The sequence below is a fragment of the Haloquadratum walsbyi C23 genome, assembly GCF_000237865.1.
Taxonomy (GTDB): Archaea; Halobacteriota; Halobacteria; order Halobacteriales; family Haloferacaceae; genus Haloquadratum; species Haloquadratum walsbyi.
On sequence record NC_017459.1, the window covers coordinates 613,193 to 628,164 of the forward strand.

At 47.2% G+C, this 14,972-nt stretch carries 10 protein-coding genes; 2 read left to right on the forward strand and 8 right to left on the reverse strand.

Annotation, left to right across the window (positions count from 1 at the left end):
- Positions 1–10: 10 nt before the first annotated feature.
- The 5 genes from HQRW_RS02710 to HQRW_RS02730 form a co-directional block, all read right to left on the reverse strand.
- Positions 11–1,444, reverse strand: a complete 1,434-nt coding sequence (locus HQRW_RS02710; protein ID WP_014555364.1) for an ABC transporter ATP-binding protein — start codon at positions 1,442–1,444, stop codon at positions 11–13.
- Positions 1,437–2,549 (reverse strand): ABC transporter ATP-binding protein, encoded by a 1,113-nt coding sequence (locus HQRW_RS02715; RefSeq protein WP_049892228.1) that lies wholly within the window; start codon positions 2,547–2,549, stop codon positions 1,437–1,439. The genes HQRW_RS02710 and HQRW_RS02715 overlap by 8 nt, the downstream gene beginning before the upstream one ends.
- Before the next feature lie 32 nt (positions 2,550–2,581).
- Entirely contained in the window at positions 2,582–4,144 is a 1,563-nt protein-coding gene (locus HQRW_RS02720) for an ABC transporter permease (RefSeq protein WP_014555366.1), read from the reverse strand.
- A 142-nt stretch (positions 4,145–4,286) separates the two neighbouring features.
- Positions 4,287–5,378: an ABC transporter permease gene (locus HQRW_RS02725; RefSeq protein ID WP_014555367.1), complete on the reverse strand. Its 1,092-nt coding sequence runs from the start codon at positions 5,376–5,378 to the stop codon at positions 4,287–4,289.
- 126 nt (positions 5,379–5,504) lie between these two features.
- Positions 5,505–7,361 carry an ABC transporter substrate-binding protein gene (locus HQRW_RS02730; RefSeq protein ID WP_014555368.1) on the reverse strand — a complete coding sequence of 619 codons (1,857 nt, stop codon included), beginning with the start codon at positions 7,359–7,361 and terminating at the stop codon, positions 5,505–5,507.
- A 515-nt stretch (positions 7,362–7,876) separates the two neighbouring features.
- Here HQRW_RS02730 and HQRW_RS02735 point away from each other — a divergent pair.
- Positions 7,877–9,187 (forward strand): OFA family MFS transporter, encoded by a 1,311-nt coding sequence (locus tag HQRW_RS02735; protein ID WP_014555369.1) that lies wholly within the window; start codon positions 7,877–7,879, stop codon positions 9,185–9,187.
- A 204-nt stretch (positions 9,188–9,391) separates the two neighbouring features.
- On the opposite strand, the gene ggt is transcribed toward HQRW_RS02735, so the two are convergent.
- Together ggt and HQRW_RS02745 are read right to left on the reverse strand one after the other, a co-directional pair.
- A complete protein-coding gene (ggt, locus tag HQRW_RS02740; RefSeq protein WP_014555370.1) occupies positions 9,392–10,990 on the reverse strand; it encodes a gamma-glutamyltransferase in 1,599 nt (532 codons plus the stop codon).
- 376 nt (positions 10,991–11,366) lie between these two features.
- Positions 11,367–13,316, reverse strand: coding sequence for a flippase-like domain-containing protein (locus HQRW_RS02745; RefSeq protein WP_014555371.1), 1,950 nt, complete (start codon positions 13,314–13,316; stop codon positions 11,367–11,369).
- A 606-nt stretch (positions 13,317–13,922) separates the two neighbouring features.
- Here HQRW_RS02745 and HQRW_RS02750 point away from each other — a divergent pair.
- A complete protein-coding gene (locus HQRW_RS02750) occupies positions 13,923–14,240 on the forward strand; it encodes a DUF7123 family protein (RefSeq protein WP_014555372.1) in 318 nt (105 codons plus the stop codon).
- Positions 14,241–14,269: 29 nt separating this feature from the next.
- On the opposite strand, the gene HQRW_RS02755 is transcribed toward HQRW_RS02750, so the two are convergent.
- Positions 14,270–14,938, reverse strand: a complete 669-nt coding sequence (locus HQRW_RS02755; protein ID WP_014555373.1) for a winged helix-turn-helix transcriptional regulator — start codon at positions 14,936–14,938, stop codon at positions 14,270–14,272.
- Between the last annotated feature and the right edge of the window lie 34 nt (positions 14,939–14,972).

A 14,972-nucleotide genomic window follows, 5' to 3' on the forward strand; every position in this document is an offset into this window, starting at 1 on the left:
GATTGAGTGTCTAATCAACTGACGAATGCGTCCCAGCATCAGGGTCATTGAGACGCCGGTCAAATATCGTCGAGACATCGTCATGTTCAGATTTATGACAGTGACAGTAGCTTCGTTGTGTCGTCGCTATGGAAGATACTTTGGAGTTCTGAGACGTATCGATATCGCTGACAGCCTGTAATGTCGGTTCCTCGCGATCACAGATGCTACCGAATGTGTCCCGAAGTAACTCGCGTGCCTTCTCAGGATATCCTGATTTGATATGCTCGACGGCTGATTCAATTGGGTTGACAACTGCTGGTGGGAATTCCTGTAAGTCGCCAAAGAGATCTGTAACAGCTGAATCAATATCATCATGTGCTGAGAATACGCCAAGTTGTCGGGTAATCCGCCCACGAACACCAGGATCTACCCGGGAACGCTCACGAACGACTTCCCGAAAGCGCTCAATACGTTCCCACGTTGTTGCATCGAGATGATCAAGTTCGCTTGGGCGGAGTTTCGCTGGGCATCGTGTCGCGAACTGACATCCTGTCGGGGGATCACGAGGACTTGGTGGTGTCCCTGGAAGTGTGATACGTGTTGTCTCATCCTGTGGGTCTGGATTCGGAATTGCTGAAAGCAGTGCTCGCGTGTATGGATTCTGTGGATTTTGATACAATTGCTCTGTTTCACCAATCTCCATTATTTTTCCAAGATATAATACTGCGACTCGATCACATATATGTCTAACTACTGAAAGGTCATGGGCAATAAACAGATATGTCAATCCAAACTTTGCCTGCAGGTCATCAAGCAGTGAGATAATTTTCGCTTGAACACTCACATCAAGCGCACTCACCGGTTCATCAAGTACAAGAAACTCCGGTTCAAGCGCAAGTGCACGTGCGATACCGACGCGTTGGCGTTGACCACCAGAGAACTGGTGCGGGTACCGGACATAATGTTCGGGTTGAAGCCCAACATCAGCAAGTAGTGTTTGAACCCGGTTACGACGTTCACTTTTTGTCCCCCATTCATGCGCATCAAGTGGCTCACGGATGATCTCACCAACCGTCATGCGATCATTAAGACTCGACTCCGGATCCTGAAATACAATTTGTGCACGTTGACGCCACTCAGTCAGTGAATCGCCATGTAATGTCGTGACGTCAGTCCCATCAAAGGTAATATCTCCTGCTGTTGCTGTCTCTAATTGGACAAGTGTGCGCCCTAACGTGGTCTTTCCAGAGCCAGACTCGCCAACAAGTCCAAGCGTCTCACCACGCTCAATTTGAAAGCTGACCCCATCGACTGCTTTTACTGGTGGATCCGCAAATGCACCATCGCCACCATAGTATGTTTTCAAATCTTTAACAGTCACAAGCGGGTCTGTGGTTACATCGGATTCCAACTGCGAGGACCGTGCTGACTCGTCAGGACGAGAATCAACTGTTTTACTCATGATATTCACCGGTATTAGCATCTGCTTCTGTCTCTGTCTCTGCACGACGACGATGTTTCGCTACGCGCGGTGATTCTTCCATCTCCGCTGGATAAAGAAGACAGGCCGTTGTATGGGTTGAATTATCATCAACACTGACATGTTGTGGCGGCACGGCCTCACACTCATCGAAGGCTTTTGGACACCGCGGCGCAAATCGACAGTTACTTGCGGGTGCATTGGGCGTTGGGACATCACCCTCAATCGTCCGTAATCCATCATCACCAGACCGCCGTCCGGGGATAGCATCTAGCAGCCCGCGTGTATATGGATGTTGTGGGGATTGAAATAGCCGTTCGACAGGAGCTTGTTCAACAATCTCACCCGCATATACAACGTTTACACGATCTGCAATTTGGGCAATAACACCCATATCATGTGTAATGAATAGGATTGAAAGATCACGCTTCTGTTGTATCTCAGAGAGAAGATCAAGGATTTGTGCTTGAATAGTTACATCAAGTGCGGTTGTTGGTTCATCACAGATAAGAAATTCCGGATCACAGGCTAGCATCATCGCAATGACCGCTCGTTGTCGCATTCCGCCAGAGAACTCATGTGGGTACTCCGAAAGTCGACGGGCGGGGTCTGGAATTGCAACGGCTTCAAGTAACTCAATCGCTTGGCGACGTGCCTCCTCACCACGGATATTCTGATTAACAGCAAGTGCTTCACGGATTTGATTGCCGATTGTATACACTGGATTGAGTGATTGTTGAGGATCCTGAAACACCATTCCAATACCATCACCACGGATTGCACGATATTCATCATCGCTGTAGTCGGTGAGTTCGTCATTGTTGAATCTAATCGAAGACGCTGGGAGTATCTCACCCGGTGCATCGATCAGACCCATAATTGAGCGGGCAGTCACACTTTTACCCGAGCCAGACTCACCGACAATACCGACTGTTTCGCCACGACGGACATCAAAATCAATCCCATCAACGGCATAGATTGTTTCACGATCAGTGCGAAAAACCGTCGTGAGATTGTGAACAGAAAGAACGACATCATCATCAGGTTGAGCTGATGTCGACGTTTTTCGGTCGACATCCGGTATCATTGAATCTGAGTTGGATCCTGCTGACGATTCCATCAGGCACCACCCCCAGTCACTCCTTCAGTCTGATCACTGCCATTGCTTTCTGGATCAATTGCATCTCGCAGTCCATCACCGAATGCGTTCAATCCAGTCACAAGAAGGACAATCATCAGTCCTGGGAGTAATGAAATGTGCCAAGATGAACTGGAAACATAACTCTGTCCAAGCGAAACCGCCCGCCCCCATGCTGGTGTTGGTGGCGTAATTCCAAGACCATTGCCAAGGAACGACAAGGCGGCAAGTCCAATAATAATGCCCCCAGTTGAGAGAGAAGCATACACCAACAGATACCCAGTTACATATGGAAGCATATGCTTTCGCATAATCGTCCGTGGGGTCTGTCCAAAGCTGCGAGCAGCATCAACCCATGACTCGCGGGCGACCTGTAATGCCGGTCCACGAACAGCTCGCCAAAGAAATGGCCATCCAGTGAATGCAAATATCAACGCAAGAAGGAACCCACCATCTAACACCGTTGCAAGCCAATGATCAGCAAAGACGGCGCTAATCATAATTAATAATAATAACTGTGGGACAGAAACAACACCATCGGCTGTCGTGAGGATGCCAAGATCAATTCGACCCCCATAGAATGCAGACATCATCGCAAGTGTGGCAGCAATAAGACTACTCAATCCAATTGCAAGACCAGCAACGATAAGCGTAATCCGTGCGCCACCCATCATAAATGTGAATAAATCCCGACCGTTCGGGAGTGTTCCAAACGGATGGAATCGATTGAATTCATCATAACTCATTGGACCAACATTCTGTTCACTCGAACCCTTTGACTTCGAGTCAAAATTGGCATCGCCAGCAGTAATTGTTTCAACAGTTTGAGTATCTGTGTTGAGATATGTAATCTCATGACTATATGGCGAAATAATATTTTGCTCGACAGTGGTTGGTCCAAGTGCGGGTCCAAACAGTGCCATCGTAAGGAATAGTGCGATAATAATAATACCAAACTGTCCCCAGCGGTGCTCAGAGAGCCGATCAACGATATCATCAGTCGGGGTCCATTCAGCATGTCGGTAGTGATCACGAAAGATTGTCCATCCTCGGAAGATCCAGTAGAAGACAAATAATGAGTATCCAATAATCAATAATGCACGGAGCGCCCATGCGAGACCTGGTTCAACACCAAATATTGGACCAGCCCACGGGCCATCGGGGCTCATAAGATGACCCTGGTTCGGAACTGTCTCTCGACTTAAGAGCGTTGGAATCCCCTCAGCGGCATCGCGAGCAGTCGTAATTGCATTTGAAGCCGTTGTCTGTATATCAACAACGGTGGCTGCGAGTTGTGGATTAATCACGCCAACAGCAATATCAATAAACGCGGTCAGACCAATGACAACACCGTCAAGAATTGTCAATAACCCACCAAGAAAGGCGCCAAGCTCAACTGCAAGCAATCCAGCGGCAACAACCGCCCATCTGATTGCTGGCGTTGGTTCGGCAGTAATACGAGCGCGAACTGATTGGCCATCGCGCTGAAACGGGTCATCAGCGGTCGTCTCAACGGTCGAGGTTGTGTGAGAGCGTGCGCACATATGAACGAAGTTATGAATTGAATTCAGGACATTCGAGAGTGAGGCTCAGATTTGGAACAAGTCATCTCAGTATATAATAAGCAATCACGTACACGAGTGTAGGTACGAGTGCGGGTGGTAGTACTGACGTATTCGGTATGATTCATTGTTCGGTATCTTCGAGTGTGATCCTTGGGTCAACAACTGTGTAGAGAAGGTCTTGTGTGATATTGAATAATACTTGGATGATAATAAAGACAAAGACGAGTGTCATCACAACTGGAATATCCGGACCAAGAACAGCCCGGAAGAATAGATTACCAAGTCCATTAATACTGAATACTTGCTCAACCAGTACCGACCCGCCGATGAGCAAATAAAACTCACCCATGATCACTGGTAGTAGTGGCACAATTGCATTGCGACCAACATGTTTGATAATTATTCGTCGTGCTGAGAGTCCCTTTGCTTTTGCCGTTTCAATATACTTTGAGTTCAGACTCTCGAGAACTGCTGTCCGACCAATCCGGATCTCGTTTCCCATCGACGCGGATCCCAGCACAAGTGCTGCAGGGAGGATCCATTTGAACGCGATAATGAAATTCTCAACATTTGGAATGGGAATAATCACTAACCCAATGATTGGTGCTGCTCCAAAGGGGTCAATAACGGTAAAGAGCTGCCGCACTGCAGCGGGTGTTCCAATAACATCGGTATTCACACCAAATGCCCGATACCATGAAAGAACACCACCGGCCGAAAGACTCCCAGCAATCATCACTGCAAGCCAAAAGTTAGGCATTGCTCGCCAGATAATACCGCCACCAGAGGCAACGTAATCTCCCCATGTATTCGCTTTGAGTCCAGCGTACAGCCCAACCGGAATACCAATTAATAATGCAATGACAACCGACCACCACCCAAGCCATAGCGTGGGCGCCATTCGTCCAAGAATAACGCTTTGCACGGATGCTCCGCGCTGAATAATCCAGGATTGACCAAACTGAAAGGTGACAAGATCTCGTAATACCATCCCATATTGTTCCCATAATGGAATCGGTGTTCCATTCGGGCGAATAATCCCGAGCGAAATTCGAAGCTGACGGGCAGCCTCAGGATTTGCATCTCGACCAAGGATAGACAATACCGGGTCGATAGGACCCTTATACATGATTAAAAACGACATCGTCAACCCAAACAGAAGGACTGGAATGGCTAACGCAAATCGTTTCAATATATATATAAATCGGTTCATTTGAATGGTCGATGTAATATTGATAGACTTGGTTTCATCTGTGGGATGCTAGAAGTCTCATATTTTTACTGAGAGTCAGACTGTATTGTAATACGTACTGTTTAAACGAATATCCTACCCTACTTATTATCCCTGCCAATGTGAATTATACGCCGAGGTCCCACCAGGGTACACTTGTGGTGGCGTGAGGTGATATGCAGGGACACCCCGACCTTTGAATACATCATCGACAAATTGCTCACGATTAGTCACGTATGCCATTGCCTGTCGAACTGCTTTTGGAACTTTCTCCATATGGAATCCGACATAAAAGGTATTAATTGTCGGAGTGCGAGCCATGTTAACCGTCTTATCATTCTCAAGTGGACCGTACGTTCCAAATTCCTGTGACCCATCTGTTGATTCGATTGAGACTTTCTCAGGGTCGTACTTTGCTGTTGGAATCCCTGCAACATCGGCATTTTCGTTTAGGAAGTAATTGTACGATGCAGTTGTATCAGTGATAATTGCGCTATCGATACCCTCAATTGCTGCTTGTTGTCCATGATACTCATCAAACCGATCGACGGTAAATGAGCCACCATTACCAGAGTTCCACTCAACAAAGGTGAATGGACCAGTCCCGATTGGGTTTGTGGTGGAGAATTCTGTCTGTGACATCTCACCATCATACCCCTCAATATCACCAATAATCCCTTCAGGAATGACAGAGAACGCTGAATATGCAAGAACCTCAAGTGTGTAACTGAATGGTTGTTGAAGTGTGATTCGGAAGGAGTACTCACCAGTTGCCTCAACCCCTGTCGAATCGGGAATAACATTCCCATCTGCGTCAGTCTCACGCTCAATGTTTAAGACGCTATTTGGAAAGTACGTGTTCGTCGAGTTGTTTGACTCGACAAGTCGTCGAATCGAGTACACCACATCATCAGCGGTGACCTCCCCATAGTCGCCATGAAATTGAATTCCCTCCTTTAGCGTGAATTCATACTCTGTGAGATCATCGCTTACCTCATAATCACTGATGAGGAGTGGTTCAACCTCAGTATCCCCATTCGGATAGTTCATTGGCGCATCGAACATGTTCATGATTTTTCCTCCAGAGGCAGTATTTCCTGATGCAATTGGGTCAAGTGCACTGAATGTCGCTGAGGTCCCACTTAGTCTGTCTTTGCTCATAATTCCATCAACCGATACATTCTCTTTTGATCGTGAACCGCCCATGCCGCTAGGCGGATTATATGAGACACGATCATACCAAAACTGCTCAGAAACGCTATGATAGATTGGAAGTAATGCTGCAGACTCCCATAATCCGGCTTCTATATTCCCAACAGCATCGTTTCGGGTCTGAACAGCACTCTCATTTAACCCAGGGTTATCTTGAATTCGATTAAACTGCGAAGCAATGTATTCTCTGATAGGAGTATCGGTATTCGCGTCTTCTGACCAGAATAACCGCGCACCATTTGGGGTATATCCATCCGCATCATAAACCGTATTCTCAGGGTCGACAAGTTGAAGGAAATTCTGTGGAGCAGGATAATCAGCAATCCAACCAAGTGTGAACGCTTCATGACTTCCCTTTTCAGTCGTTTCAAGAAGGGCACCGAAGTCTGCCTCACTGATGCTCATATCGATATATGCAGACTCAAGCCGAGCACGAACCGTATTCGCAATTTCCTTCCATGTTGGACTCGTATATTGAGTCCAGCTGAGTTCATATCGGTTATCCGGACCAAACCCAGCTTCTTCCATGACAGATCGTGCGCTTTGAACATCTGTCTCACCGGGTGAATATGGGTATGATGACGGTCGAGAGAATTCCGTTGAACTTGGACCTCCACTATCATCGGGTGTCTGTGTCTCAGTTTCAGTCTCCCCGTCACTCCCCTGTGAACATCCAGCGACGCCAACCGTTGCCGCAACAGCACCAGTCGCACGCAAGAACCGACGTCGATTCACCTCAGAGTCATCAACCATTTGCTATAGAATAACATATTAATTGGCTTAAGCGTACTGACCGGATACGTGGATGAGTATCTGAGGGTTGATAATTATGGATTAATAATGATTAGACCATTAGATCATTAGATCATAAGATCATAGCGGATCGATCAATGCACCGAGAATAATCATAAATATAATCTTCAGTATTTGCTTCTTTTTACTCATCAAAATAAGTATTGTGAGTGAGACAGGTCATTAAATATGTTTGAAGAGCAATAAGATCAGCCTACTAAGCCGGCTTCCAAAATCACGCATGGCTTTGAGAGTTAACTAGAGGTATCAAACTATCATACCACACTGATATCAATATAGTATCGTTGCACTATTGATGATTCTATCAGAACAAAGATTAATTACAAGCGTCTAAGTTATGATTGAACAATCGTTATTTCAGGATATTATTATCGATCGGAATACCCGATATCATGCGACTGTGAGACATTTATCTCTTAATTATTATCAACATTCACCTGATGAAAAATAATACTATGCAGATTGACTATGCATCGCGTGCTCGCGACCAACTTGGCTTTTCGCGATGGTGGTTGCTTCTTGGCGCTGCTGTGAGCATGGCGCTTGTCAGTCCATATCAGTATGTGTGGTCATCAATTGAAGGACCACTGGCTACTCAATTTGGCGCTCAACCGCCAGCTCTTGGTGCTGTGTTTACCTTGTTTGTGATCTTCCAAGCAGGATCGCAATTTCCCATTGGGTGGTGGCGAGATAAACGCGGACCAAGAGCCATTTCATTCATCGCAGCGGTATTAGCCGGGGGTGGATATATTGGGCTTGCATACGCAACAGCAATCTGGCAGATATATATTCTCTATTCACTTGGTGCAATTGGAGTTGGCGTTGTATACACAGTTTCGGTTAATACGGCTTTGAAATGGTTCCCAGATCGACCAGGATTGACTACCGGTGTTGGAACTATGGCATTTGCGGCTGGAAGTGCGCTCGTAGTTCCATTTGTCCGAGCGAATGCAACAGCAACATCATATCCATTTGTTCTTCGGACGCTCGGTGTCATTATCGGTCTCGGTATCTTTCTTGGAGCGCTCATTCTCCGTGATCCTCCAGACGGATGGACGGACAGCCGGACAACCACTACTGAGGAAAATCAATCTGATAAAACTGACACTGAGATAACGAATGATACTGGCACAAATGAGACACAATATAGATGGCATGACGTGCTTCGAACATGGCAGTTTTGGGTGATGTACGGTATGTTCATTGCCGTCAGCGGAGCAGGGTTGATGCTTACCGCAAAGGTCGTCTCATTCGCAGATGCGCTTGGATTGACAGCGGTGACAGCAACTGCTTCTGCGACGCTATTACCTGTTGCTGGAGGCGCAGGACGTCTCATCCTTGGTGATCTCTCCGATCGGGTTCCCCGAGAGCATGCAATGGCGGTATCATTCACATTGTGTGGGATTGGTCTTGCCGCAGTCGTCTATTTCGCTCAAAACGGGTCGACACTCGGATTCCTAGCAGCGGTTGTCATGACAACATTCTTTTGGAGCCCACAGTACACACTCTTCCCTAGCGTTATCGGGACGTATTATGGAAGTGCCAATTCATCAGCCAACTATGCATTACTGTACTCAGGAAAGATGTGGGGCGGTGTCTTTGGAGGAGCTGCTGCTGGGTGGCTTATCAATCAGGTCGGGTGGTCAATTGCTTTTCTGGTAGGATCGGGATTGGCTGTTATCGCCGGTATCGCAGCACTTGCCCTTCGACCACCAGAAACACCCGCAACAGAACATATTGACGCTGATGTTGATACCGGCGACTAATGAAGGCTATCTCTAAACGAAAAGGAGCGTGAACGCGCCACTGTGGGTGAGGTACTTCAGTTGGTGTCTGACACGATACTACAGGAGAGGGGTCTTTTGACGCAATAATCATTGTGAACTACCACAACAATTGAGCATACTGGCTACCGCGTCTCGGATACACCAGTGGATATACTCATACTCAGTGCGGTCAACACTCAGAATTCAGAATCCGATTGCTGTCCCGTCTTTTCTGGGGTCTGTCGCACCGGAGAGGACATCGCCACGACGGCGAGCGAACTGAGCACCACCAAATGCACTCGGTGGACGGACAGTTAGCTCATGACCGCGACGAGCAAGCTTTCCAAGAACCCCGTCAGCAAATCGTTCTTCAACAGCGAGAGAGCCATCATCACAGTAGCGCCACCGTGGTGCGTTGAGCGCAGCCTGTGAATCAAATCCGTAATCAAGTAAATTCGCAAGAACCTGCAGATGTCCTTGTGGTTGCATATATCCACCCATCACACCAAATGCAGCCCAATCATCTGAATCAAATTGGATCAATCCGGGAATGAGTGTATGAAACGGTCGCTTTTTCGGCTCAAGTGTGTTTGGATGCGATGGGTCAAGTGTGAAGGACGCACCACGGTTCTGAAGCACGATTCCCGTGTCAGGTACAACAACACCGCTGCCGAATGGCTCAAAGATTGAATTAATTAATGAAACAACATTACCTGCCCTATCAGCGACCGTTAGCAACACTGTGTCACTATCTTCTGGAGGCATCCCTGGTCCGCCGACGCTAACATCACTCGCATATGGACCAATACTTTCTGCTCGATTCGCTGCGTATGATGATGAAGCGAGATCAGGAATTGACTCAAATTCCGGATCAGTAATGTAGTGATGTCCATCGTGGAATGCTCGTTTCAACGATTCTGCATAGTAATGAATTCGATCCGCAGAATCATATGCGTATGACCCAGCATCAACTTTAGACGCGATATTAAGCGCTTCAAGTGCAATCAATCCTTGATTATTCGGGGGGAGCTCATACACTGTTGCTCCGCGATATGTCGTTGAAACCGGGTCAACATACTCAGCCTCAAACTCTGCAAGATCAGACGACTCAAGTAAGCCACCACGGTCACGGACGGCACTTGCAATCTGTGTTGCGAGTGAGTCTTCATAAAAGGCGTCAGCACCGCCCTGAGCAATCGACTTGAATGTTTCAGCAAGATGTGGGAGTCGAATAACGTCACCAACAGATGGAGTGCCATCTGATACACTGAAAGCTTCCTTACCGATAGCATCAATAAACGTATCAGCATTACGCGTCCACGCATCGGCAATAATCTCTGAGACAGGATATCCCTCACTTGCATGCGTAATCGCTGGTTCAAGTGCTGTTTCAAACCCATACTGACCATAATCCGTGAGAAGCCGTTCCCATCCACGGACAGTTCCAGGGACAGTAACAGCAAGCGGACCGGAACTAGGCATTGTTGGGGACTCGGTGTTGAGACGATCACGAATAGTCTCACGAGTCGCAGCTGCAGGAGCACCACCACAACTTCGCATTGCACCAACATCACCATCTGCAGTTCGATACATCGCAAAGACGTCACCGCCAATCCCCGTGCTCATCGGCTCAACAACATTCAACGTTGCAGCGGTCGCAACAGCAGCGTCAAAAGCGTTGCCGCCACTCTGAAGTGATTGAATCCCAGCTTGTGCTGCTAATGGCTGACTTGTCGCAACAACACCAGTACGTGCGTATACCGTTGAACGACGGGAGTCAAAGGCATCTAAATCGGGACTCATCGACAATTCACCTGCTGAAAATCCATCTTTACATCGATGGGTTGAACCATATGCAAACGATTTACCCCCCAATATAAAATTATATGTGCATACCTATTTCGGCAAACCTGTGCAAACCCTAATATCTCTACCTTAGGATTCCTCTGTCTTCAGACGAAAAATATCAATGATATGATCGCCAGTGACGAGGATATGGTGAGAAATAAAGCGAATGTGCCCGCGACTGTATTCACACTGTGATCCTCCACCGGTCGACTCAATTGTTGACATCCTCCCCGCGCTGAAGCGCGAGGCTTTCTCCTCGATTCTGCATAAAAGTACGGTCAGTGCATATGTCAACTGTTGTGAAAATTATGAGAATCAACAGATGCGGTGGCTATTGATTGCGTGTCTCCGTTTGTGTCACTCCCTCAGCAGATATATCTGTATCACGATTGCGCACATCACGTGTCTCCTCAACAGCAGTCATCAATGAGACATTTAATCCAAGCATCGATCCATATCCACCGATGACCGTTATGAGATTCTTCACAGCGTGATCAACAACTGCAGCGCCAATCGCAATGCTCGGAGTAATTGGTGTGAGTCCAACGACAAGCAGTGTAAACGCGCCTTCATACAGTCCGACACCACCAGGCGATAATGGAAGAACTTTGGCGAGATTTCCAACGCTGACAGCAAAGAAACTCACCGCAAGTAGCTGTATCGTATCTAACGCAGGTGTAAATGCCAGTAAAACAACGAATGCAGTTACGACATCAATTGACCAAATGAGGATGCTCGTTGCTCCAACACGAGCAAATCCACGACGTGTCCCAGCAACAGTCTGTAAGTCCTCAATAAACTGATTAATCACACTGACGACCATCTTAGCATAACTGTCAGTGCTCACCCGATATACGACAGCTGATGGAATGTCAATCTCACTCCGTGCGCTCAGTATAATCCCACCGACAGCTGCGACAGCAACCAGACCGACACTCATTGAGACAATAACAGCCACGCGACCAGCACCCTCAGCATCAATAATTGTCTGCGCAAGCGTCGCTGTTTGACCACTTGCCGTGTATCCTAACAGGACGACCCCAGCTAATGACGCAATTGTCAATAAGTCAAATACACGTTCTGCTGCAAGCGACGCGAACCCTGATGGGTACGCAATTCCTCGCCGTGCTTTGATCACATACGCACGAACGAGATCACCTGCTCGAGCAGGGAAAACAAGATTCCCCGTTTGGCTAATAAAGACCGCTCCAGTAAGAAACCGAACGCGCTCATAATACCCAAGCTCGAATAAAATATCACGATATCGCAGCCCACGAATTGGCCATGACAGCGTATAGACAATCGTTGCAGCGACAACTAGCCATGGGTCAGCGGCGCGAACTTCAGAAATAACTGTGTTGAAATCAATATACTGCGTCATCAGCGCTAGTGCAACAATCGCCAACACAGCGCCTGCTCCAAGGCTCACTCGCGGAGATAGCCGCGGTTGTACTGATATCTGCCACCATGTCCGCAGAATCTGACTACCCATGCCAAAGACATCGCGGACGAGATCAACCTTTGTATCACCCTTTGATGTCCACTCCACAGGAAACTCGACAACCGTTAAATCCGCTCGTTGCGCCCGAACGAGCATTTCGGTATCCCAAAACCAATGACTATCCTCAACAATAGGTTGGAGTGATTCAAACGCTTCTCGGCTGAACGCTTTGAATCCACATTGATGATCACGAAGATCTGATCGCAGGAAAAGACGGACAAGTGTATTATACACACGACTCGGAATACCGCGTTTTGCCGGACGATCAGCAATGTTTTCGGGCAACCATCGCGATCCAGTCGCAATGTCAGCCTCACCGGTTTGTATCCGGGTGATAAGTTCCTCAAGATGACGGATGTCAGTTGCAAGGTCTGTATCGAAGTACGCGAGCACACTGCCGTTTGCGAAGTTGAATGCCTGCTCAAGTGCACCTCCTCGTCCTAATCGTGTATCGCTATGCATATGTCGGATACGCCTATCCGAAGCAGCGAGTTGATCCGCAATTTCTGGTGTATTATCTGTGCATCCATCTTCAGCAATCACTATCTCAATCGATGTTGGCTCACAGAAGGTCTCAAGCGTGCTGATTGTCCTCTGGACTGTTGATTCAAGTGTTGATTCCTCATTATACGCTGGAAGAACGACGCTTATATTCACATCATCCTCGGCTGCTGGTGATTCGTCACCACGTGGTGTTTGTCTGTCTGCACTTGTGGTGACAGTATCATCATCACTTCCGGTTGCATTTGACTTCGCTGACCCGGCAGACGGGGATTCCATTGCCAGTGTGTGGCAGTGCACGATGTATGAACTTTCTGACTCGAGATGCAAAATAAATCAACGTACTGATGAGATATCTATTAGTGAGACTCTCATACAGAGCGCCGATTGACTTTTGACTGCGTTTTGCCCTGAGTTATCGCAAGTTAACTTAGAATCCTCTACTGCTCAAAAACGGAATGACGTACCCATATAAATATTTGTCTCAATAACAAGTACGAATCGATTTTGTTGGCTACTACTCCAATATGTAACCCAACTTCATGCTCATGCCTCTAAAGAAAACAGTGAAAATTCCACAGGTCAGTTGACTCGTATCCGTGGTCGTTTGGCTGAATACGAGTACCAATCCCCCGTCCTCAAGCAACGAGCGAAGCGAGTGAGTAGGGCGGGGTAATTCACCATGGAATCCAATTGGAACAAGAGAATTATGCGATACTATATTGATGGATAGCGTCAAATGTGATTAAGTGATTGTACCTTTAGTCACTTCACAATCATCAAAAAGCCGTTTGCTGGAGTCAGATTTTACACTTAATCGGCGGACGGCAGCGACTTAAGTATCTGTACCAAACCGCTCATACGGTGTAGTGCGTATTATTATATATGAGTGCAACAACGGAAACAGAGACCGAAGCAGAGATAGAAACGAACGTGGATGGACGTACAACTGAGAGTCGATCTGAGTTACCGACGTTGAGCGAGAAACAGCAACGGATCCACCAGTATCTCATCCAACAGGCTAACCAGCAAACTTATTTCAAATCCCGTCTCATCGCCGCCGAACTTGGTCTTTCAGCAAAAGAAGTAGGCGCAAACATGTCTGCAATTATTAACAACAATACCACTGATGTTAGCATTGAAAAGTGGGGATACTCTTCAGGAACAACATGGAAAGTTACTCTTGAATCAGCTAACTGCTGAGGACGCTCAACGACAGGTGAATATGAGTCTCAATCCTGTGGACTGTACTTGAGCAGTGTTTCCGCCTCATCGGCGATTGCAACTGCATCTGGTCCGAGTGAATCTGCATGTCTGAGTATCAACGTGAGAATTATCTCGGGTTCTTTAATTGTATAATCGTCAGTACGGGATATGAGCCCAGCATCATCAAGCTTTGAACTGTATGTGCTCACCGTCGCCTGTGAGACATCAAGAACTGTGGCAAGGTCAGCACCAGTTGCTGTTGGATCTTTTAATAGCTCAATCAATATACCCCGTGGGGTCGTTCGGCGAAGAAATCCGAGTGCAACCTGTTCAAATGTATTAAACCGTCCGCTGAGATAGAATCGCTTGTAATCGCCATCGCGGTGAATTGTGAGTTTCCCATCATCAACAAGCCGACGGAGATGATGTTGTGTCTCACCAGTCCCGAGTTTTAATTCATCGCGAATTTTTGAGAAATGCACCCCAGGCGTTGAGCTAACATATCCAACAATTGCCTTACGAACCTCATTGCGGTTATCTGATCCAGTCTGTTCATGATCCTGTGTTCTTTCTGCGCCTGTATTATCTGTTGTCCTCTCTCCTCCACCGAGTACTGCAAGTGGTGACGCAGCACCAATCGTCGCGAACCGTCGCAGTGTCGCTCGCTTATTTTCGTCGATATTGCGATTTCCCATCTATACGAGTTTCAATTAATTTATGATTTACTGA

Coding starts and splice junctions, on each gene's coding strand:
- HQRW_RS02720 (WP_014555366.1), bottom strand. CDS start 4,144: ATGTGCGCACGCTCTCACACAACCTCGACCGTTGAGACGACCGCTGAT.
- HQRW_RS02725 (WP_014555367.1), bottom strand. CDS start 5,378: ATGAACCGATTTATATATATATTGAAACGATTTGCGTTAGCCATTCCA.
- HQRW_RS02710 (WP_014555364.1), bottom strand. CDS start 1,444: ATGAGTAAAACAGTTGATTCTCGTCCTGACGAGTCAGCACGGTCCTCG.
- HQRW_RS02715 (WP_049892228.1), bottom strand. CDS start 2,549: ATGATACCGGATGTCGACCGAAAAACGTCGACATCAGCTCAACCTGAT.
- HQRW_RS02735 (WP_014555369.1), top strand. CDS start 7,877: ATGCAGATTGACTATGCATCGCGTGCTCGCGACCAACTTGGCTTTTCG.
- HQRW_RS02745 (WP_014555371.1), bottom strand. CDS start 13,316: ATGGAATCCCCGTCTGCCGGGTCAGCGAAGTCAAATGCAACCGGAAGT.
- ggt (WP_014555370.1), bottom strand. CDS start 10,990: ATGAGTCCCGATTTAGATGCCTTTGACTCCCGTCGTTCAACGGTATAC.
- HQRW_RS02750 (WP_014555372.1), top strand. CDS start 13,923: ATGAGTGCAACAACGGAAACAGAGACCGAAGCAGAGATAGAAACGAAC.
- HQRW_RS02730 (WP_014555368.1), bottom strand. CDS start 7,361: ATGGTTGATGACTCTGAGGTGAATCGACGTCGGTTCTTGCGTGCGACT.
- HQRW_RS02755 (WP_014555373.1), bottom strand. CDS start 14,938: ATGGGAAATCGCAATATCGACGAAAATAAGCGAGCGACACTGCGACGG.